This is a genomic window from Pantoea sp. EKM20T, assembly GCF_011800485.1.
GTDB lineage: Bacteria > Pseudomonadota > Gammaproteobacteria > Enterobacterales > Enterobacteriaceae > Pantoea > Pantoea agglomerans.
Genome location: NZ_JAALFW010000006.1, coordinates 195294 through 215229 on the forward strand (window position 1 = coordinate 195294; position 19936 = coordinate 215229).

At 56.3% G+C, this 19936-nt stretch carries 17 protein-coding genes and 1 riboswitch; of the genes, 7 read left to right on the forward strand and 10 right to left on the reverse strand.

Annotation, left to right across the window (positions count from 1 at the left end):
* Positions 1–43: 43 nt before the first annotated feature.
* Together ygiD and ribB are read right to left on the reverse strand one after the other, a co-directional pair.
* Complete coding sequence (ygiD, locus tag HFD94_RS13000) at positions 44–829, reverse strand: 4,5-DOPA dioxygenase extradiol (protein WP_010249041.1); 786 nt, start codon at positions 827–829, stop codon at positions 44–46.
* A 234-nt stretch (positions 830–1063) separates the two neighbouring features.
* Positions 1064–1720, reverse strand: a complete 657-nt coding sequence (gene ribB, locus HFD94_RS13005) for a 3,4-dihydroxy-2-butanone-4-phosphate synthase (protein ID WP_031590879.1) — start codon at positions 1718–1720, stop codon at positions 1064–1066.
* Positions 1721–1830: 110 nt separating this feature from the next.
* Positions 1831–1988: riboswitch (FMN riboswitch) on the reverse strand.
* 171 nt (positions 1989–2159) lie between these two features.
* On the opposite strand from ribB, the gene HFD94_RS13010 reads away from it, so the two are divergent.
* Positions 2160–2549 (forward strand): accessory factor UbiK family protein, encoded by a 390-nt coding sequence (locus HFD94_RS13010; RefSeq protein ID WP_010249045.1) that lies wholly within the window; start codon positions 2160–2162, stop codon positions 2547–2549.
* Between the two features lie 39 nt (positions 2550–2588).
* On the opposite strand, the gene hldE is transcribed toward HFD94_RS13010, so the two are convergent.
* From hldE to HFD94_RS13025, 3 genes are all read right to left on the reverse strand, one after another.
* The gene (gene hldE, locus HFD94_RS13015) at positions 2589–4013 is read right to left on the reverse strand and encodes a bifunctional D-glycero-beta-D-manno-heptose-7-phosphate kinase/D-glycero-beta-D-manno-heptose 1-phosphate adenylyltransferase HldE (RefSeq protein ID WP_031590883.1); all 1425 of its coding nucleotides are present in this window, start codon (positions 4011–4013) and stop codon (positions 2589–2591) included.
* Positions 4014–4083: 70 nt separating this feature from the next.
* The gene (glnE, locus tag HFD94_RS13020) at positions 4084–6936 is read right to left on the reverse strand and encodes a bifunctional [glutamate--ammonia ligase]-adenylyl-L-tyrosine phosphorylase/[glutamate--ammonia-ligase] adenylyltransferase (RefSeq protein ID WP_122889603.1); all 2853 of its coding nucleotides are present in this window, start codon (positions 6934–6936) and stop codon (positions 4084–4086) included.
* A 33-nt stretch (positions 6937–6969) separates the two neighbouring features.
* The gene (locus HFD94_RS13025) at positions 6970–8280 is read right to left on the reverse strand and encodes an inorganic triphosphatase (protein WP_010671132.1); all 1311 of its coding nucleotides are present in this window, start codon (positions 8278–8280) and stop codon (positions 6970–6972) included.
* Positions 8281–8552: 272 nt separating this feature from the next.
* Between HFD94_RS13025 and HFD94_RS13030 the strand changes: the two genes are divergently transcribed.
* Both HFD94_RS13030 and HFD94_RS13035 read left to right on the forward strand, forming a co-directional pair.
* The gene (locus HFD94_RS13030) at positions 8553–9173 is read left to right on the forward strand and encodes a TIGR04211 family SH3 domain-containing protein (protein WP_010671133.1); all 621 of its coding nucleotides are present in this window, start codon (positions 8553–8555) and stop codon (positions 9171–9173) included.
* A gap of 158 nt (positions 9174–9331) precedes the next feature.
* Positions 9332–10564 (forward strand): multifunctional CCA addition/repair protein, encoded by a 1233-nt coding sequence (locus HFD94_RS13035; protein ID WP_122889602.1) that lies wholly within the window; start codon positions 9332–9334, stop codon positions 10562–10564.
* A 15-nt stretch (positions 10565–10579) separates the two neighbouring features.
* Here the strand turns inward: HFD94_RS13035 and bacA are convergent, their stop codons facing one another.
* Entirely contained in the window at positions 10580–11398 is an 819-nt protein-coding gene (gene bacA / locus HFD94_RS13040) for an undecaprenyl-diphosphate phosphatase (protein WP_010249058.1), read from the reverse strand.
* Between the two features lie 191 nt (positions 11399–11589).
* Positions 11590–11949 (reverse strand): bifunctional dihydroneopterin aldolase/7,8-dihydroneopterin epimerase, encoded by a 360-nt coding sequence (folB, locus tag HFD94_RS13045; RefSeq protein WP_010249061.1) that lies wholly within the window; start codon positions 11947–11949, stop codon positions 11590–11592.
* 108 nt (positions 11950–12057) lie between these two features.
* Here folB and plsY point away from each other — a divergent pair, with 108 nt between their 5' ends.
* A complete protein-coding gene (gene plsY / locus HFD94_RS13050; protein WP_167433187.1) occupies positions 12058–12663 on the forward strand; it encodes a glycerol-3-phosphate 1-O-acyltransferase PlsY in 606 nt (201 codons plus the stop codon).
* A 226-nt stretch (positions 12664–12889) separates the two neighbouring features.
* Here plsY and tsaD read toward each other — a convergent pair whose 3' ends face one another.
* Positions 12890–13903, reverse strand: a complete 1014-nt coding sequence (gene tsaD, locus HFD94_RS13055) for a tRNA (adenosine(37)-N6)-threonylcarbamoyltransferase complex transferase subunit TsaD (RefSeq protein WP_010249066.1) — start codon at positions 13901–13903, stop codon at positions 12890–12892.
* A gap of 278 nt (positions 13904–14181) precedes the next feature.
* Here tsaD and rpsU point away from each other — a divergent pair, with 278 nt between their 5' ends.
* The 3 genes from rpsU to rpoD all read left to right on the forward strand — a co-directional run bounded on the left by rpsU (position 14182) and on the right by rpoD (position 18639).
* Positions 14182–14397: a 30S ribosomal protein S21 gene (rpsU, locus tag HFD94_RS13060; protein ID WP_001144069.1), complete on the forward strand. Its 216-nt coding sequence runs from the start codon at positions 14182–14184 to the stop codon at positions 14395–14397.
* Between the two features lie 118 nt (positions 14398–14515).
* Positions 14516–16261 (forward strand): DNA primase, encoded by a 1746-nt coding sequence (gene dnaG / locus HFD94_RS13065; protein ID WP_010699748.1) that lies wholly within the window; start codon positions 14516–14518, stop codon positions 16259–16261.
* 536 nt (positions 16262–16797) lie between these two features.
* On the forward strand, positions 16798–18639 hold the full coding sequence (rpoD, locus tag HFD94_RS13070; protein WP_010699749.1) for an RNA polymerase sigma factor RpoD: 1842 nt from the start codon (positions 16798–16800) through the stop codon (positions 18637–18639).
* A gap of 74 nt (positions 18640–18713) precedes the next feature.
* Here the strand turns inward: rpoD and mug are convergent, their stop codons facing one another.
* Together mug and HFD94_RS13080 are read right to left on the reverse strand one after the other, a co-directional pair.
* Positions 18714–19232: a G/U mismatch-specific DNA glycosylase gene (gene mug, locus HFD94_RS13075; protein WP_167433188.1), complete on the reverse strand. Its 519-nt coding sequence runs from the start codon at positions 19230–19232 to the stop codon at positions 18714–18716.
* A complete protein-coding gene (locus HFD94_RS13080) occupies positions 19229–19813 on the reverse strand; it encodes a TetR/AcrR family transcriptional regulator (RefSeq protein WP_122889601.1) in 585 nt (194 codons plus the stop codon). The genes mug and HFD94_RS13080 overlap by 4 nt, the downstream gene beginning before the upstream one ends.
* Positions 19814–19936: the final 123 nt, after the last annotated feature.

The window sequence follows — 19936 nt, forward strand, 5'->3', positions numbered from 1 at the left end:
TGTTCCCTGCACAATAAGCTCTTCTATGGCTGTCAGCTTCGCCCTAACCTACCTGAACCGACAACATGCTGATCGCCCCCATCTCCATGCCATCAACCGGAATGCTGATGGCGTCATCCGGCTGACGTGCGCCAAGTACATAGAGCAGCGGCAGATAGTGCTCAGGTGTCGGATTAGAAAGCGCCGCACCAGGATGATCCATAAAGTTAACCAGCGGATGAGAAGCAGCATCGCTCTGCACCGCCAGGTTATCGCGCACGAACTGTTCAAAACTGCTGGCCCATGGATAAACTTCGCTGTTGCCATCCCAGCGCACTTTACGCAGGTTATGTACCACGTTGCCGCTGGCGACAATCATCACGCCCTGATCGCGCAGTGCAGCCAGTTTCTGGCCCATCTCAAAGTGCCATGCCGCAGGTTTGGTGCCATCAATGCTTAGCTGGACCACCGGAATATCGGCCTCCGGATACATCTTGATCAGCACACCCCAGGAACCATGATCCAGTCCCCACTCGTGATCCAGCGTCACCGCAACGGGCGCTAACTGCTCCACCAGCTGCTGCGCCAGTTCAGGCGATCCCGGTGCCGGATAGCGCGTATCAAACAGCGCCTGCGGAAAGCCACCAAAATCATGAATGGTCTCAGGCTGTGCCATTGCCGTCACGGCGGTGCCGCGCGTATACCAGTGCGCCGAAACCGCAATAATCGCGCGTGGACGTGGCAGAGTATCGCCCAGGTGACGCCACGCGGCGGTATAGCGATTCTCTTCAAGGGCATTCATCGGGCTGCCGTGACCCAAAAACAGCGCTGGCATTCGTAACTGGCTCATTCGTGATCCCCGGGATCGAGTATTTGATAGCCATTACGATACGCGCATCCGCTGCTTTATCACGCGGATAACCATGATGGTGATCATCAGGAAATTTGAATGAAATTTAACGTGGCAGGTTTAACAGGGTTTTCGGCATGAAGGAAAGAGGAGTAGTCAGCGGTCAGGCCGTGCCATTCCTGGGCGGCAGGAAGAAAAACAGGCCCGGGGGGCCTGTTTATCGCGGCAGCCAGATTAGCTGGCGTGGCGTGTTTCGTGCGCGCGACGCCAGGCGATTAGATCTTCGATGGTCACCACCGGCATGTTGTGCTGACGGGCGAACGCAATCGCTTCTGGCGCATGGGCCATGGTGCCATCGTCGTTGGTCAGTTCGCACAGCACACCTGCGGGCTTAAAGCCGGCCAGGGTGACTAAATCAATAGTCGCTTCGGTATGCCCGCCACGGGTTAATACGCCGCCTTCGCTGGCACGCAGCGGGAAGACATGACCAGGGCGATGCAGATCGGTGGGTCTGGCATTGTCGGCAATGGCGGCGCGGATGGTGGTGATACGATCCTGCGCAGAGACGCCCGTGGTGACGCCTTCTGCGGCCTCAATGGTCACGGTGAAGCCAGTGCCGAAAGAGCTGGTGTTGTTTTCCACCATCATTGGCAGATCGAGCTGCTGGCGACGCGCTTCGGTCAGGCAAAGGCAGACGATGCCGCTGCCGTGACGGATAGTCAGTGCCATCTGTTCAACGGTCATGGTTTCTGCGGCGAAGATCATGTCGCCTTCGTTTTCGCGATTTTCATCGTCGAGTACCATCACACCGCGTCCCTCACGCAGGGCGGCGATAGCACGTTCTACACGCTGTTCAGGCGTGCCAAATTCAGAAAGTAGCGTCTGATTCATGGTAATAAAAACCTTAAAATGTATGGGTTACCAGAATCAGGGCGTGCTTAGGAGTGACGTCAAAAAGACGTGGCAATAACGTGAAGCAGACACAATTGTCCGACAGATGTCGTTACCCTCTCCCATCCGGACTGTAACCGTCGGCCCCGGAATTACACCGGATCTGCTGACCTTTACCTCTCTTTTCATCAAGATAAAGCGCTCGCGGGCTTTCAGCCGAAGCTGATTTACCGCCGGTGGGGAATTGCGCCCCGCCCTGAGAATAAGCACTTTAACTATAACGCCGATCGTTTGAGGCGGCAATCATCAATAGCGCAATTGCTTTTGCATTTCCTGCGTTACCGATTTGAGGTTTATCCTTTTCATTTCTGGCATTACACTTAACACTTATTACGTTGGTAAACACGCTGACACAGCTCCCCGTAACCAGGAAATCATCATGATCGACACGAAAAAAATTGAACAACTTGCCCGTCAGGTTCACGAAGCGATGCCTAAAGGTGTTCGTGAGTTTGGTGATGATGTCGAAAAGAAAATTCGTCAGGTTCTTCAGGCGCAGCTGACCCGGATGGATCTGGTCAACCGTGAGGAGTTTGATGTGCAGACGCAGGTATTACTGCGTACACGTGAGAAGCTGGCGGCGCTGGAGCAGCGTCTGGCGCAGCTGGAAAGTCAGGGTTCATCAGCCGGTACGCCGCCGACGGCAACCGCACCAGTAACACCTGCTGCGGCGACCACACCATCAGCCGCCGTAGCGACCTCACCTGCAGCCTCGCCGTCACCGGTTGCGGACGTGGTGAAGCCTGTTGCGGACAACAAGCCAGAATAAGCCCTTAAGCGGGAGCGCGGCTCCCGCTTACGCTGCGCTTTAGCTGCCGCGGATGGTTTTGATAATGTTGGTAGTGGAGATACCATCTTCGAAGTTCAGCACCTGAACGTCGCCGCCATTTGCCCACACTTCTTTGCTGCCCGCGATATCTTCCGGCTTGTAATCTCCCCCTTTGACCAGCAGGTCAGGGAGAATGCCCGCAATCAGCCGCTGCGGCGTATCCTCTTCAAATACCACCACCCAGTCGACCGCTTCCAGCGCGCCCAGCACGATCATCCGGTTTTCCTGCGGATTCACCGGACGGCTTTCGCCTTTCAGACGTTTAGTTGACGCATCACTGTTCACCGCGACAATCAGTCGATCGCCGAGCTTGCGGGCATTTGCCAGGTAGGAGACATGACCGGCATGCAGAATGTCGAACACGCCGTTGGTCATTACCACTTTTTCGCCACGGCGGCGAGCCATCTCCACGGCGGCTTTTAACTGCGCTTCGGTCATGATGCCGAAACCCTGTTCCGGGCGGGCATGAATCGCATTTTCCAGCTCAACGGTGCTGACGGTGGACGTACCCAGTTTACCCACCACCACACCCGCAGCCGCGTTGGCCAGGAAACAAGCTTCTTCCAGCGAATCACCGGCCGCTAATGCCGCCGCCAGCACGCCAATCACCGTATCGCCGGCACCGGTCACGTCATAGACTTCCTGTGCCTGGGTGGGCAGATGCAGAGGCGCTTTGCCCGGCTGCAGCAGCGTCATGCCATTTTCTGAACGGGTCACCAGCAGCGCGGAGAGGTCAAAATCGGCGATCAGCTGGGTGCCGCGCGCCACAATTTCCTCTTCGTTTTTACATTTGCCGACCACGGCTTCAAACTCAGAGAGGTTCGGCGTCAGCAGCGTCGCGCCACGGTAGCGCGCAAAATCGGTGCCTTTCGGGTCGATTAATACCGGTACGCCCGCTTCGCGCGCCAGAGTAATCATGGTCTGCACGCTGGAGAGCGCGCCTTTGGCGTAATCGGACAGCACCAGCGCACCCGCGGCGGCCAGTGACTCACGCATTTTCTGGTGAATCGGCTCCGGATCGACCTGATCAAAGCCCTCTTCAAAATCGAGGCGGATCAGCTGCTGATTACGGGAAAGCACGCGCAGTTTGGTAATGGTCGGATGGCTTTTGACCGCCACGAAGTCACAATGCACGTTGACGTCTTTCAGCGTGTTACTCAACACACGCGCCGCATCATCTTCGCCAGTCAGGCCAATCAGTCGCGACGCGGCACCGAGTGCTGCAATGTTCATCGCCACGTTTGCCGCGCCGCCAGGGCGCTCTTCAACCGTGTCCACTTTCACCACCGGAACCGGCGCTTCAGGGGAGATACGGCTGGTTGGGCCATACCAGTAACGATCCAACATTACATCGCCAACAACCAGCACTGAGGCTTGGCCGAACGCGGGCAGAGTCACTTTCATTCCAGACACTCCAGACTGCATTAAAAATAGTGCGCGGATGATAGCACAGTTGCGATTTGTGCTATCAGCATCACGCCAGGATAGACGCAGGCGTTATCAGCCAGCGCTGCCAGCTGCTCAGAACCGTCTGCCGCTCCGCTGCATAGGCCTCTGGCTCAACGTGGCCGGGCTGTTCCTGCAGGGCGCGATGGTGCAATGCGTCGCGCAGCGTCACATAAGCCTGCGTCAGCGCCTGTGCTTCATCGGCGGGCATTTTATGGTACTTCGCCATCAGCTCGAAAATGCGCACATTGTCAGACCAGCGCGTCAGTTCAGGCTGCTCAGCGGCGTAGCGTAAGACAAGATATTGGGCGATGAATTCAATATCGGTGATGCCGCCCGCGTCGGCTTTGATATCCCAGCGACCTTTATGTTTGTTGCTGAGGTGAGCGCGCATCTTTTCACGCATCTCACGCACTTCCGTTTGCAGCGCTTCCGCGGCACGTGGCAGTGACAGAATCGCCTGACGAATTACGCTAAAACGTTCACCCAGTGCCGCCTCGCCAAAGACGACGCGTGCCCGGACCAGCGCCTGATGCTCCCAGGTCCAGGCTTCACTGCGCTGATACTCTTCAAAGGCCTCAAAGGTACTCACCAGCATGCCCGCCGCGCCCGAAGGACGCAGGCGCGCATCCACTTCGTAGAGAATGCCGGAGGAGGTGCGGGTACTGAAAAGATGCATGATGCGCTGGGCGAGGCGCAGATAGAACTGACGGCCATCGATGCTGCGCTCCCCTTCTGTCACCGCGTCTGCCGGGCAGTCATGCAGGAACACCAAATCGAGGTCAGAACTGTAACCCAGCTCCCAGCCCCCCAGTTTGCCGTAGCCCAGCACGGCAAAACCACGTTCATGTTCATTACTCAGATGCGAAGGACGGCCGTAACGCTGCACCATCATATTCCACGCCTGGCGCACCACAGATTCGATAATCGCTTCTGCCAGCCAGGTGAGATGATCGCTGACTTTCATCACCGGCAGCGTTCCGGCGATGTCGGCGGCAGCAATACGCAGATGCTGTGCCTGCTTAAACTGCCGCACCGCTTCCAGCTGCTGCTCTTCGTCCTCGGTAGGGATGCGCAGCAGATATTGTCGCAGCTCATCGCGATAGGCATCGGTGGCGGTTGGCTGATAGAGCGTGGCGGGATCGAGCAGTTCATCCAGCAATAAGGGATGACGCGCCAGCTGGCTGGCTACCATCGGTGAGGCGGCGCACAGGCGAATTAAGTGGCGCAGCGCACCGTGATATTCGGTCAGCAGCTCCAGATAGGTGCTGCGGGTCAGTACGCCGATCAGCAGCGGCGTCAGGCGGCCGAGCGTCACCGCCGCATCTTCACGCGGGCAGACTTCGCTCAGCAGACGCGGCATCAGCTGGTCCAGCGCCTGACGGCCACGCGGGCCGATGGTGCGCCGGTTGATATCCTGACGAAACGCCTCCAGCGTCTGGTGCAGCGTAATCCGCTGCTCGTCACTGAGTTGCGGCACCAGCGGCGCCAGTTCGCTATCCTCCAGCTGGTCCTGCCACAGCACCTGAAACTCTGCCAGCTCACGCTGATCGCCAATCTCAGGGGTATCTTCGCCAATCAGCTCGTCGAAGATGGCGCGCACCGCCGCCATCTGGCCGTCGAGCCGGGTCATCAGAGCAGGCCAGTCGGCACAATCCATCGCCCACGCCAGCCGGGCGCGATGCAGTTCATCCTCTGGCAGGGTCTGGGTCTGCTCGTCCCCCAGGCTTTGCAGCAGATTCTCCAGCCGCCGCAGGAACAGGTAGGCAACACGCAACGCATCGACCTGTTCCGCGGGCAGCAGGGCCAGGGTTTTGATCGCCTCCAGCGTCGGCAGCAGTGAGCGCAGCTGTAACGAGCGCTCACGCCCGCCGCGAATCAGCTGGAATACCTGCACGATAAATTCGGTTTCACGGATGCCGCCCGCACCCAGTTTGATATTGTTTTTCAGCCCGCGTCGCCGCACTTCGCGGCTGATCATCCCTTTCATGTTACGCAGTGACTGGATCACGCTGAAGTCGATGTAGCGGCGGTAAACGAATGGCCGCAGCATCTGCTGCAGCTCCAGGCTCCAGCGATCGTGGTCATCACCCATCAGCCGCGCCTTGACCATGGCGTAACGCTCCCAGTCGCGTCCCTGCTCCTGGTAATAATCTTCCAGCGCGGCAAAGCTCATCACCAGCGGGCCGCTGTCGCCAAACGGGCGCAGACGCATATCCACCCGATAGACAAAACCATCCATGGTGGGTTGATCCAGCACTTTAATCAGCCGCTGTCCCATGCGGGTAAAGAACTGAGCGTTGTCGAGTTCACGCCGTCCGCCACGCGTTGTGCCGTTTTCCGGCCAGGCAAAAATCAGGTCAATATCAGAAGAAAAATTGAGTTCGCCGCCGCCCAGCTTGCCCATGCCCAGAATCAGCATCGGCTGCGCGTCGCCGTCCGCATTACAGGGCGTACCAAAATCACGACAGCAATCCTGATAAACCCAGTCACGCGCCCGGCTGATCAGCACTTCGGCTAATGCGCTGAGCTGTTGCAGGCTCTGTTCGGTTGTAGCGTGCTGCAGAGACTGCATCCAGGCGATGCGTACCAGCATACGGCGACGAAACAGCCGCAGTTCGCGCATCAGGCTCGCTTCACTGTCGATGCCGCTAAGCGCCTGATCGAGCCACGCAGAGTAGTGTTGCCACTCATCAGGCTGCGGCGGCTGGTCGAGCATCGCCTGCCACCAGTCGGGATGTTGTTGCAGGTTTTCCAGCACAAAATCGCTGAAAGCCAGTCCGGCAGCCTGCTCCGGGCTTAACGAAGCCAGCGGAACCCCAATCTGTCGGGCGGCCTCTTCGGCCTGGTCGCGTAGCAACGCGGGAAGTGCTGACAACATAACTCCCTCCTTGATGGCGTGACGGAATACCCGTTAGCGACCAGCGCCGCTGGTGAGCCAGAACGGAGGCTGTTTCAGCGCCTGCATCGCCAGCCAGGCTAACCCGGACGTCTGTTTTTCATGAATTGCCGACAGCAGCTGTTGCCACGGGTCGAGCCAGCTGACGACCGCCTCAGACGGATAGAATCCCGCCAGCAGGTGGACGGTAAGCAATTGACGCGCCAGACGGGTAGCTTTGTCCTGATACTCGTTGGGTTGTTTTACCGTGATGAACGTTTCTCTCAGATCGGCATTGACGCGGCTCAGCATAATGTCGCTGAAGCGTTTATAGGACCCCTGCAGCTTGGCTTCCCCTTTGGCATCGATCCACTGACGCCACTGAGATTCAGCCAGCCAGTGTGTCAGCGCCAGCTGCGTCTCAACCGAGAGGGAAGATAAGCAGAAAGTGGCAGCATCCTGCTCTTCATTCACCAGCGTCTCTTCCAGCGTGGTCAGCTGCTGACGCAGCGCACTGCTGGCTTTACGCGGCACCAGCGCACCAAACAGGCTGAACGCCTGACGCAGCAGATCCAGCGCTTCGCGCACCGCATCCTGGGCCGCCGCATTGCCGCGCAGCCAGACTTCTTCATGATATTGCCAGTGATGAAGTCCTGCTGACATCGCGGCCACCATGCCCTGCTCTACGGTGGCTTTGGCGCCCGCTTTCAGCAGCGGGAAAGGCTGTATCTGGCGCGGCGGATTACCCTGCGCCAGCTGATAGCCGCGGGCAGCTTTGCTCAGGCTGCCCATACGCAGACCGCCCAGCGCCACCAGCTGCTGTGCGAAGGCCAGCAGATCCTGGCGTTCGCCACGTTTCAGCTCCAGCTCGATCTCGCACAGCGGTTCGCTGAGATCACCTGCCGTGACCTCGCCCTGATCAAACGCCACTTCAATTTCACTGTTGCCTGTGGTGATCAGCCAGATCTCGCGCTGGAAATGGGTGGTGAACAGGGGCTGCAAGCGCGGCTGCAACGCCGCGACATCGGTGCCCTGCGGCCAGATCTCTGCCGGCAGGCGTGCAATGTCCAGAACCGGTTCGCTGAGCTCAACGTTGTATTCCGGGCGCTGATGCAGTCCGCCGAGCGTCTGCCCCGCCGCTTTCAGCGTCATTTCATAACGCTGGTCTACGCCGCGGATACGCAATCCCATATCCCAGCGTCGTAGCTGGTTGTCGTCGGTTTCAAAGTAGATGTTGGTCAGCTCGCGAGCAGCCTGATGCTGATGCGGCAGAGTGGAGAGCAGTTCAGCCAGTTTCCCGGCCGCCTGTGGAGTTGCAATGAACTTTAGTTCGATTTCGATGGTCATAATTTTTTATTCACTACGCCGCTGGCACTTAAGAGGGTGTTTCCTGCATATTTCAGGCGATTATCAGCAGGTTACTCAAGCTGTCGCCTGGAGGGCAAGGGGTTATCAGGCGAAGATTAATGCACAGAAGCCGCGCTGTCTCTGCTTTCTTTGCTCTTTCGCAGACCTTTTCGCACTCTCATGAGACCAGGATAGTTCTCATTCAGATTTATGCGAGGCCTCTCCAGACTGTGCCGGTAAATTTTTAGTCAGACTAAGCCAAACGAAATCGAATGAAAAAAATTACTCTCGCTGGACTCACTTTGCTTGCCCTTAGCACCCTTGCACCTGCCCATGCCGAAGAAAAACGCTATGTTTCTGATGAACTTTCTACCTGGGTTCGCAGCGGACCGGGCGATCAGTTTCGCCTGCTCGGTAAGCTGAACGCCGGGGAAGAGGTGCAGCTGTTACAGACCAACAATGACACGCATTATGGCCAGATCCGTGATTCGGAAGGCCGCACCACCTGGATCCCCCTGTCGCAGCTCAGTGCTAATCCGAGCCTGCGCACCCGGGTGCCTCAGCTTGAGCAGCAGGTGAAAGATCTGACCGCCAAACTGGATAACATCGACAACAGCTGGAACCAGCGCACGGCTGAGATGCAGAACAAAGTCGCCAGCAGCGACGGCGTTATCAACGGGCTGAAAGGCGAGAATCAGAAGCTGAAAAATGAGCTGATCGTCGCGCAGAAGAAAGTCAGCGCCGCTAACGTTCAGCTGGATGATAAGCAGCGCACCATCATCATGCAGTGGTTTATGTATGGCGGCGGCGTGCTGGGCGTCGGCCTGCTGCTGGGCCTGTTACTGCCGCACATGCTGCCGCGCCGTAAGAAAAGCGATCGCTGGATGAACTGACACCATTTAGCCGGATTTGAGCAGGGGATCGCAGGATCCCCTTTTTGGCATGTCTGCAATCCGGGGAATCTGTGCAACAATAAAATGATATGCACCGCTGATTTCAGGCGCGGGACGCGCCCGGCGTGCAGGTCATTTCTTTTTCTCTGGAGTTTTGCGTGAAGACGTTTCTTGTTGGCGGTGCGGTGCGTGATGCGCTGCTGAATCTGCCGGTTACAGACAAAGATTGGGTGGTGACAGGTTCCACGCCCGAAGCCATGCTTGAGCAGGGCTATCACCAGGTCGGTCGCGATTTTCCCGTTTTCCTGCATCCCGTCAGTCGCGAAGAATATGCGCTGGCACGTACCGAGCGGAAAAACGGGAAAGGCTACACCGGTTTTGTCACCTGGTCCGCGCCCGACGTGACGCTGGAGCAGGACTTACAGCGCCGCGATCTGACCATCAATGCGATTGCGCAGGATGAAAACGGTGAGCTGGTCGATCCTTATAATGGCCAGCGTGATATTGCCCTGCGCCTGCTGCGTCACGTCTCTGACGCCTTCAGTGAAGATCCGCTGCGGGTACTGCGCGTTGCGCGCTTTGCGGCGCGTTTTGCCCATCTCAACTTTCGTATTGCCCCCGAAACCCAGCAGCTGATGCAGCAGATGGCCGAAAGCGGCGAGCTGTCGAATCTCACTGCTGAGCGGGTGTGGAAAGAGACGGAAAAGGCGCTGAGTTCCCGTAATCCGCAGGTCTATTTTCAGGTCCTGCGCGACTGCGGTGCATTGCAGGTGCTGTTTCCTGAGCTGGATAATCTGTTTGGTATTCCTGCGCCGATTAAGTGGCACCCGGAAATCGATACCGGCGTCCATACGCTGATGACACTGGCGATGGCCGCCGCCCTCTCCAGTGAGATCGAGGTGCGCTTCGCCACGCTGTTCCATGACGTCGGCAAGGCGCTGACGCCGCCTGAGTTGTGGCCCAGCCACCACGGTCATGGTCTGGCGGGCGTTCCCCTGGTCGAGGCGCTGTGCCAGCGACTGCGGGTGCCAAACGCGATTCGCGATCTGGCGCTGATTGTGACCGAATTTCACGACGTGGTGCACACCATTGAACGGCAATCTGCCGCGTCGCTGGTAGCACTGTTTGACCGGATCGATGCCTGGCGTAAGCCACAGCGCGTTGAGCAGATGGCGCTGACCAGTGAAGCGGATGCGCGCGGGCGAGCCGGACTGGAGAGCATGCCTTATCCGCAGGGCGACTATCTGCGTCGTGCTTTTGCGCTGGCGCAGGCGGTGCCGACCAAAGCGGTGGTCGAAGCGGGATTTAAAGGTGCAGAAGTGCGGGAAGAGTTGACGCGACGACGGATTGACGCCGTCGCGCAGGGTCTGGCGATTACGCAGCCTGACTAGCAGGCTGCGTGGGCTTTACATGAAGACCATGTAAACCGCGGCTGCCACAATAAAGCGGTAGATCGCGAACGAAACAAATGAGATGCGTTTGATCAGCTGAAGGAAGGCTTTAATTGCAATCAGCGCCACGATAAACGCCGTGACAAAGCCCACCGCGAACATCGGGAAATCCGCCATCGTCAGGAAGCCGATGCTCTTGTACATATCCAGTACGGTCGCACCCATCATCATTGGCACCGCCAGGATGAAGGAGAACTCCGACGCGGCATAGCGGCTCACGCCCATCAGCATGCCACCGGAGATGGTTGCACCGGAACGTGAGAAGCCCGGCCACAGCGCTAAGCACTGGAAACAGCCAATCATAAACGCCTGACGATAGGTAATATCATCGACGCCCACCGCTTTCGGCTGTTTTGGCTTAAGGTACTCAGCTGCCAGCAGCAGCACACCACCTACCACCAGGGCGTACATCACGTTGATCGGATTAAACAGCGTTTTGATCTGATCGTGCAGCACCAGACCCACGACCACCGCCGGTACCATACCCAGCAGGATATGGATCAGCGACAGACGGCCAGTGCCGACGCCTTCATGTTTAACTTCGCCAAAGTGGATGCCAATCAGGCCAAACAGACGGCGCCAGAACATCACTACTACAGCCAGAATCGATCCTAACTGGATCACAACTTCAAAGGTCTCGGCTTTTTCACCCTCAAAGCCCAGCAGGTGACCCACTATAATCATGTGCCCTGTGGAAGAGACCGGTAAAAATTCGGTCAGCCCTTCCACAACGCCCAGGATTGCAGCTACCCAAAGCTGATGAATATCTGCCATCAAATGTTTCCTCTATCCGTTTCAAAACCATTAAAAAGGCGGTAGCGCGTGGCTATCGCCTGAAATCATGCCGCTATCAGCCTGAATTAAACCTTAAGGTCTACACCATTTCGCCTGCTGTAACGAAACGGTACACGCTATGACAGACAGTAATTTGGTTTGGTTTCATTGTGATGGCAATCACATCGTATTTATTTAGGAATAGTCCCGCGCTCAATTCGCACGCCAACCTGTGCTGCCTGGGCTACAGCCCCCGGTTTGCTTACCTTTATGCGGACGCCAGGCGAATTGAAACGGTTCATCAACAGATCCGCGATTTCTTCAGCAACCCGTTCAACCAGCGCAAAACGACTGCCGGTAAGATGCGTCAGAATCGCCGAGGAGACATCCGCATAGCTCAGACAATCTTTCACATCGTCGCTACTGGCCGCCAGACGGTTATCCCAGGCCATTTCGACATCGAGCACCAGCTTCTGCTGTATGCCCTGTTCCCAGTCGTAAACGCCAATAGTGGTGAAGACCGTGAGTTGTTCTATAAATACAATATCCATGATGAGAGTCTCTGTTTTTGGCTAAGCCGGATACCACTTCCGGCTGATTATGCGTATTATCCACGGTTAAAGAGATCAAAACGACCCTAAAGGGAACGGTACGGTGTTATGAGTGCTTTCGCGCTTGGTATGATTATTTTCGCGTATCTTTGCGGTTCGATTTCCAGTGCGATTCTGGTTTGCAAACTCGCTGGCCTGCCCGATCCGCGCACACACGGTTCCGGCAATCCGGGTGCCACTAACGTCCTGCGTCTGGGGGGTAAAACCGCAGCAGCCAGCGTATTAGTGTTTGATGTGCTGAAAGGGATGGTGCCGGTCTGGCTGGCCTATCTGATGCACGTGACTCCGCTCTATCTCGGTCTGACCGCCATTGCCGCCTGTCTGGGTCATATCTATCCGGTGTTCTTTCACTTTCGCGGTGGCAAGGGTGTGGCGACGGCATTTGGCGCGATTGCGCCGATTGGCTGGGACTTAACCGGGCTGGTCACCGGCACCTGGCTGTTAACGGTCTTACTCAGCGGCTATTCCTCGCTGGGTGCCATCGTCAGCGCGCTGATCGCGCCTTTTTATGTGTGGTGGTTCAAACCGCAGTTCACCTTCCCGGTTTCTATGCTCTCCTGTCTGATCCTGCTGCGTCATCACGATAATATTCAGCGGCTGTGGCGGGGTCAGGAAGGCAAGCTCTGGAAGCGCAAAAAGAAATCTCAGCCATAAAAAAAGCTGGCCTGAAGGTGTCGACAAAGTCTGGCTTTATGTCCGCGACTGCGCAGGAAACAGGGTCAGATCGGAAAGACGCAAAAGCCGTCATCCCTGACCGCTCGGCCCGCGCCATCCATGGCGCGTGACGCTTTCCTCCTCTGACCCTGTTCCCTGCGCGTTGAGCTTATCCGTTACGGCCAGATTCCCCCAGATGCAGGCTTGTGAGCCGGCTTTTTTCACATCAGATGGCGGGCAGTTCCGCCAGCGGCCAGCGCGGTCGCACGCTGACGCTTAACTCTCCCCGCGTTCCGCCTTTTAACCGCACCATGCCCGCATACGCGATCATCGCACCGTTATCGGTACAGAACTCCGGGCGGGCGTAGAACACTTCGCCGCCGCGCTTTTGCATCATGATCGCCATCTGCTCGCGCAGTGTGCGGTTAGCGCTGACGCCACCGGCAATCACCAGCCGCTTAAAGCCGGTCTGATCCAGCGCACGCTTACATTTGATCGACAGCGTATCCACCACCGCATCTTCAAAGGCGCGGGCGATGTCAGCACGGGTCTGAGCATCATCATCATTGGCGCGGATAGTATTGGCGGCAAAGGTTTTCAGGCCGGAGAAGCTGAAATCCAGGCCCGGACGATCGGTCATCGGACGCGGGAAGGTAAAACGTCCCGCCGTGCCCTGCTGCGCCATCTTCGACAGCATTGGCCCGCCCGGATAATCCAGCCCAAGCAGCTTGGCCGTTTTGTCGAACGCTTCACCCGCGGCATCATCGATCGATTCACCCAGCAGCGCGTATTCACCAATGCCGGTGACGCTAATCAGCTGCGTATGTCCGCCCGACACCAGGAGTGCAACAAACGGAAATTCCGGCGGATTCTCTTCCAGCATCGGTGCCAGCAGGTGGCCTTCCATATGGTGGACCGGCACGGCGGGGACTTTCCAGGCAAACGCCAGGGCGCGGCCAATGGTGGCACCAACCAGCAGCGCACCGACCAGTCCAGGGCCTGCTGTGTAAGCCACCGCGTCGATCTGCTGCGGCTCCAGACCGGCCTCTTTCAGCGCAGCCTGAATCAACGGCACGGTTTTACGCACGTGATCACGTGAGGCCAGTTCCGGCACCACACCGCCATAATCGGCGTGCAGTTTTACCTGGCTGTAGAGTTGGTTAGCCAGTAATCCGGCCTCGTCATCATAGATTGCGATGCCGGTTTCATCGCACGACGTTTCAATACCCAGAATTCGCATTGCATCACCTCATTCTTGCGGCGCGCAGTTTATCACAGCAATTGGATGTGCAGCGCGGGCATCCACCGTAAAAAGTCATTTTCTGTCGGCTAAAGAGTGCGCTATACTCCCGCCCCTGGAAAAACCGGCAGCCGCACAGGCAAACGCTCCTGTTGGTTTCAAATTATCCATGGTGCTTTACAAACCAACTTGAGTTGGAGTAAAATGCTGCACCATTTTGAAATGTGCTGGCGCCGCAGTCAGCAGCAAAAACCGAATTTTATCGAGGTGAGAGTTACATGCCGGTAATTAAAGTACGTGAAAACGAGCCATTTGACGTAGCACTGCGTCGCTTCAAGCGTTCATGCGAGAAAGCAGGCGTTCTGGCTGAAGTTCGTCGTCGTGAGTTCTATGAAAAACCGACTACCGAACGTAAGCGCGCTAAAGCGTCAGCAGTTAAGCGTCACGCCAAGAAACTGGCTCGCGAAAACGCACGCCGCACTCGTCTGTACTAAGTCGTTCCGGAGGTCCGCCTCCACCGCGTGATTCACGCAGACAGAGTCAAGTAAAAGGCCGTGCTTTCCGAAAGGAAGCGCGGCTTGTTGCCGTTTATGAGCTGAAAATCTGGGGCGTATGGCTGGACGAATTCCACGCGTATTTATCAACGATTTACTTGCCCGCACGGATATCGTGGATCTTATCGATGCCCGCGTTAAGCTGAAAAAGCAGGGTAAGAATTTCCATGCGTGCTGTCCTTTCCATAATGAAAAAACGCCCTCTTTCACCGTAAACGGCGAAAAGCAGTTCTATCACTGTTTCGGCTGTGGTGCACACGGCAACGCTATCGACTTTTTAATGAACTTTGATCGTCTGGAGTTTGTGGAAAGTATTGAAGAGTTAGCCACTTCCCACGGTTTAGACGTGCCTTACGAAGCAGGCAGCGGGCCCAGCCAGATGGAACGCCATCAGCGCCAGAGCCTGTATCAGCTGATGGAGAACCTGAACGGTTTTTATCAGCAGGGTCTGCAGCAATCCAGTGCGCAGCCAGCACGCGACTATCTTGATCGTCGTGGTCTGAGCGCCGAAATCATCAATCACTTCGCCATAGGTTACGCGCCAGCCGGCTGGGATAACGTTCTCAAGCGTTTTGGTAAGCAATCGGAAGATCGCGAGTCATTGATGGAAGCGGGCATGCTGGTCAGCAATGACAAAGGCCGTACTTATGACCGGTTTCGCGACCGCGTCATGTTTCCGATCCGCGATAAGCGTGGACGCGTCATAGGTTTTGGCGGACGCGTGCTGGGTAACGATACGCCGAAGTATCTGAACTCGCCGGAAACACCTATTTTCCATAAAGGCCGCCAGCTCTATGGCCTCTATGAAGCCGTTAAGAACCATCCTGAACCCGCCCGCCTGTTAGTGGTTGAGGGATACATGGACGTGGTTGCGCTGGCGCAGTACGGGATAGATTATGCCGTTGCGTCATTAGGCACCTCCACCACTGCTGAACACATTCAGTTGCTGTTTCGCAGTACCGACACCGTGATCTGCTGTTACGACGGCGACAGGGCTGGTCGTGAAGCGGCATGGCGTGCGCTTGAAACCGCATTGCCTTACATGAATGATGGTCGTCAGCTACGCTTTATGTTTTTACCCGATGGTGAAGACCCGGATACGCTGGTACGCAAAGAGGGTAAAGACGCCTTCGAAGCGAGGATGGAGCAGGCGATGCCGCTCTCTTCGTTTTTATTTGATAGCCTGCTGCCGCAGGTGGATCTGAGCTCACGCGACGGAAAGGCGCGCCTGAGCACGCTGGCTTTACCGCTGATTACACAGATCCCTGGTGAGACCTTACGAATTTATATGCGTCAGGAACTGGGGAATAAGCTGGGTATTCTTGACGACAATCAGCTTGAAAAGCTGATGCCGAAGCTGGCCGCAAGCGGAACGACGCCGGTAGCGCCACCGCTGAAGCGTACCACTATGCGCGTGCTGATCGCGTTGCTGATTCAGAGTCCGCAGCTGGCCACCCTGGTGCCTTCGCTTGATGGGCTGTCTGAGTCAAAAATGCCGGGTTTACCGCTATTTATTGAATTAGTGGGCCGTTGTAATGAGAATCCTGGATTGACCACCGGTCAGCTACTAGAGTTATATCGCGGAACAAATTTTAGTCAGACGCTTGAAACACTGGCGATCTGGAACCACATGATAGTAGATGAGGAAGCCGAAGCGGTGTTCCAGGACTCGCTGGCCAGCATCTACGACTCTGCTCTTGAAGAGCGCCTGGAGTTTTTGATTGCGCGTGAACGCACCCAGGGACTGAGCGCCGATGAGCGCCGGGAACTCTGGACTCTCAGTCAGGCGTTTGCCAGAAAGTAACTGTTTTCAGCACGCTGCCCGTTCTGACAGATGAAAGGGCAGATTGCCTGTTTTAGTGCCGCGGACACCCGTTTCGCTACCGTGAGTGATGCCGGTACCGAAATAGTCCGCAGTACCAAAAGTTAAAGGCCGCAGGCGTCGAAGCCAGTCTGGTCACCGCCAGCGCACAGCTTCCGCAGCGTACTGAAGTACGTGAGGAAAGCGAGCACTGCCGGGGAGCAGAATGGCAAGTAAGCCAGGCCAGCAGCACATATTTTAAAGGCCGCAGGCGTCGAAGCCAGTCTGGTCACCGCCAGCGCACAGCTTCCGGAGCGTACTGAAGTACGTGAGGAAAGCGAGCACTGCCGGGGACAAGAATGGCAAGTAAGCCAGGCCATTAGCACAGAGTTTATACAAGCGGCTTAAGTGCCGATTACTGATGGGCAAAGCCCACGCCGCGACGAAGGCAGCGGCAAGAATTAAATGCCTTTACTGCTATTGTTGGCTCGCTGCCGACCGACACCAATCTAATTTAACAGAAGTGTGGATACCGTCTTATGGAGCAAAACCCGCAGTCACAGCTCAAGCTTCTTGTCACCCGTGGTAAGGAGCAAGGCTATCTGACCTATGCTGAGGTCAATGACCATCTGCCGGAAGATATCGTCGACTCAGATCAGATCGAAGACATCATCCAGATGATTAACGACATGGGTATTCAGGTGGTTGAAGAAGCCCCGGATGCCGACGATCTGATGCTGAACGAAAACAGCTCCGATACTGACGAAGATGCCGCGGAAGCTGCCGCTCAGGTGTTATCCAGCGTTGAATCTGAAATCGGGCGTACCACTGACCCGGTCCGCATGTATATGCGTGAAATGGGTACCGTTGAACTGCTGACGCGCGAAGGCGAAATTGACATCGCTAAGCGTATTGAAGACGGTATCAACCAGGTTCAGTGTTCTGTAGCCGAATACCCTGAAGCGATTACGTATCTTCTGGATCAGTACGACAAAGTTGAAGCAGGCGAATCACGCCTCTCCGATCTGATCACCGGTTTCGTCGATCCTAACGCAGAAGAAGATATCGCCCCAACGGCAACGCACGTGGGCTCTGAACTTTCTGAAGCCGATCGTAAGGACGATGAAGAAGAAGATGAGGAGGATGATGACAGCTCCGACGACGATAACTCAATCGATCCGGAACTGGCGCGTGAGAAGTTTTCTGACCTGCGTAAGCAGTATGAAACTACCCGCGCAGTGATTAAAAGCAAAGGTCGCAGTCATGCTGCCGCCGTTGCTGAAATCCAGAACCTCTCTGATGTCTTCAAGCAGTTCCGCCTGGTACCGAAGCAGTTCGATTACCTGGTAGGCAGCATGCGCACCATGATGGAACGCGTTCGTACGCAGGAACGTCTGATCATGAAGCTCTGTATTGAGCTGTGCAAAATGCCGAAGAAAAACTTTATCACGCTGTTTACCGGCAACGAAACCAATGAAACCTGGTTCAAAGCTGCTCTGGCCATGAACAAGCCGTGGTCTGAAAAGCTGCTGGAAGTGCAGGATGACGTGACACGTTCCCTGCAGAAACTGGCGCAGGTCGAAGAAGAGACCGGTCTGACCATTGAACAGGTCAAAGACATTAACCGTCGCATGTCGATCGGTGAAGCCAAAGCACGTCGCGCCAAGAAAGAGATGGTGGAAGCTAACCTGCGTCTGGTTATTTCGATTGCCAAGAAATATACCAACCGCGGTCTGCAGTTCCTTGACCTGATTCAGGAAGGTAATATCGGCCTGATGAAAGCGGTAGATAAGTTTGAATATCGCCGTGGTTACAAGTTCTCGACCTATGCGACCTGGTGGATCCGTCAGGCTATCACCCGCTCTATCGCCGACCAGGCGCGTACCATCCGTATTCCGGTGCATATGATTGAGACCATCAACAAGCTCAACCGTATTTCACGCCAGATGCTGCAGGAGATGGGCCGCGAACCCACGCCGGAAGAGCTGGCTGAACGTATGCTGATGCCAGAAGATAAAATCCGTAAGGTGCTGAAAATCGCTAAAGAGCCGATCTCCATGGAGACGCCGATTGGTGATGATGAAGATTCACATCTGGGCGATTTTATCGAAGACACCACGCTGGAGCTGCCGCTGGATTCTGCTACCTCAGAGAGCCTGCGTTCTGCTACCCATGACGTGCTGGCTGGCCTGACCGCGCGCGAAGCGAAAGTGCTGCGCATGCGTTTCGGTATCGATATGAACACTGACCATACGCTGGAAGAAGTGGGCAAACAGTTCGACGTTACGCGTGAGCGTATTCGTCAGATTGAAGCCAAAGCTCTGCGTAAACTGCGCCATCCGAGCCGTTCGGAAGTGCTGCGCAGCTTCCTCGACGATTAAGTCAGACAAAAACCCCGGTTCGCCGGGGTTTTTTATGCCTGCCTGTTACTGCCTCTCCCCTGCCCTGCGCAGATTCATTCGCTCCCCGCATGCAGTTCCACATAGAGCTGACGATACGCCTCTACCATCTCGTCCAGAGATGCGCGATTAAGGCCGCTGGGATTCGGCAACACCCACACCTGCGTTTTCCCCATACATATCGGCTGTTTGCCCCATTCGACTTTGTTCTGCTTAAAAGCACGACGAAACGCATCCTTACCCAGGATAGCCAGCGCAGCCGGCTGGTAATCCAGTACCTTTTCCATCAGCCGTTTGCCGCCATCGCGCAGCTCATCAGGCGCTAATTCACTCGCCTGCACCGTGGGCCGCTCAACCAGCATGGTGATGCCGCAGCCGGTCTCCGTTAAGCGCTGCTCCTCTTCCGGCTTCAGTTGCTGCTGGGTGAATCCCGCCATATGGATGACTTTCCAGAACCGGTTGCCGGGATGCGCGAAGTGGAACCCCTGATGGGCGGTTGACTGACCCGGGTTAATGCCACAGAACAGCACATCAAGACCGGAACTGATGATGTCGCGGATAGCGTGTTCACTCATGCCGCCACCTCCAGCGTGCGCTGCTTCAGCGCATCGCGGCTGCGTTGCAGCATCTGGCTGGCCTGCTCTGTATCCGGACAGGCGCGCGCCAGCGCCAGCGCACCAACCATCTCTGCCAACATGCTGGAGGCCAGTGCTTCCGCATCCGGCAACTCCAACTCACGTAATATCTGCGCCAGACCGGCATGCATCGCATTAAAGCCCTGTGCGAAGATCTGCCGTGTCGGCTGTGGAAGATGAGCCACTTCACTCACCAGAGCGGCTAATGGACAGCCCTGCGCCGGCGCATTGCGATGCGCCTCGGAAAGATAGCTATCAATAAAATCTGCCAGCTGCTGCGCTGGCTGGGTCACGGACTCCGCGGGCTTTAAGGTATCGGCTTCAGCAAACATATGCTTCAGCACCTCCTCAACCAGCTCCTCGCGTGAGGTAAAATGCGCATAAAAACCGCCGTGTGTCAGCCCGACCCGCTTCATCAGCGCCGCTACACCAATTCCTTCGGTGCCGGTTTCACGCATCACGCGCGCCGCCTCATCAAGGATACGCCGCCGCGTATGCGCTTTGCTGCTCTGCTTCTCCATCTCATCTCCTGCGGTGTCTGCTACGTAGCGTCTGGCTATTATAGTAATTATTACGGTCATCATATTCCAGCTTGACGACAGATATGATGATCGTCATATTGATGGCTATTATGACGACCACCA

What these genes read in the sequence shown, in the direction of transcription:
- ygiD (WP_010249041.1), bottom strand. Translation starts at nt 829, where the DNA reads ATGAGCCAGTTACGAATGCCAGCGCTGTTTTTGGGTCACGGCAGCCCG.
- ribB (WP_031590879.1), bottom strand. Translation starts at nt 1,720, where the DNA reads ATGAATCAGACGCTACTTTCTGAATTTGGCACGCCTGAACAGCGTGTA.
- HFD94_RS13010 (WP_010249045.1), top strand. Translation starts at nt 2,160, where the DNA reads ATGATCGACACGAAAAAAATTGAACAACTTGCCCGTCAGGTTCACGAA.
- hldE (WP_031590883.1), bottom strand. Translation starts at nt 4,013, where the DNA reads ATGAAAGTGACTCTGCCCGCGTTCGGCCAAGCCTCAGTGCTGGTTGTT.
- glnE (WP_122889603.1), bottom strand. Translation starts at nt 6,936, where the DNA reads ATGTTGTCAGCACTTCCCGCGTTGCTACGCGACCAGGCCGAAGAGGCC.
- HFD94_RS13025 (WP_010671132.1), bottom strand. Translation starts at nt 8,280, where the DNA reads ATGACCATCGAAATCGAACTAAAGTTCATTGCAACTCCACAGGCGGCC.
- HFD94_RS13030 (WP_010671133.1), top strand. Translation starts at nt 8,553, where the DNA reads ATGAAAAAAATTACTCTCGCTGGACTCACTTTGCTTGCCCTTAGCACC.
- bacA (WP_010249058.1), bottom strand. Translation starts at nt 11,398, where the DNA reads ATGGCAGATATTCATCAGCTTTGGGTAGCTGCAATCCTGGGCGTTGTG.
- folB (WP_010249061.1), bottom strand. Translation starts at nt 11,949, where the DNA reads ATGGATATTGTATTTATAGAACAACTCACGGTCTTCACCACTATTGGC.
- plsY (WP_167433187.1), top strand. Translation starts at nt 12,058, where the DNA reads ATGAGTGCTTTCGCGCTTGGTATGATTATTTTCGCGTATCTTTGCGGT.
- tsaD (WP_010249066.1), bottom strand. Translation starts at nt 13,903, where the DNA reads ATGCGAATTCTGGGTATTGAAACGTCGTGCGATGAAACCGGCATCGCA.
- rpsU (WP_001144069.1), top strand. Translation starts at nt 14,182, where the DNA reads ATGCCGGTAATTAAAGTACGTGAAAACGAGCCATTTGACGTAGCACTG.
- dnaG (WP_010699748.1), top strand. Translation starts at nt 14,516, where the DNA reads ATGGCTGGACGAATTCCACGCGTATTTATCAACGATTTACTTGCCCGC.
- rpoD (WP_010699749.1), top strand. Translation starts at nt 16,798, where the DNA reads ATGGAGCAAAACCCGCAGTCACAGCTCAAGCTTCTTGTCACCCGTGGT.
- mug (WP_167433188.1), bottom strand. Translation starts at nt 19,232, where the DNA reads ATGAGTGAACACGCTATCCGCGACATCATCAGTTCCGGTCTTGATGTG.
- HFD94_RS13080 (WP_122889601.1), bottom strand. Translation starts at nt 19,813, where the DNA reads ATGGAGAAGCAGAGCAGCAAAGCGCATACGCGGCGGCGTATCCTTGAT.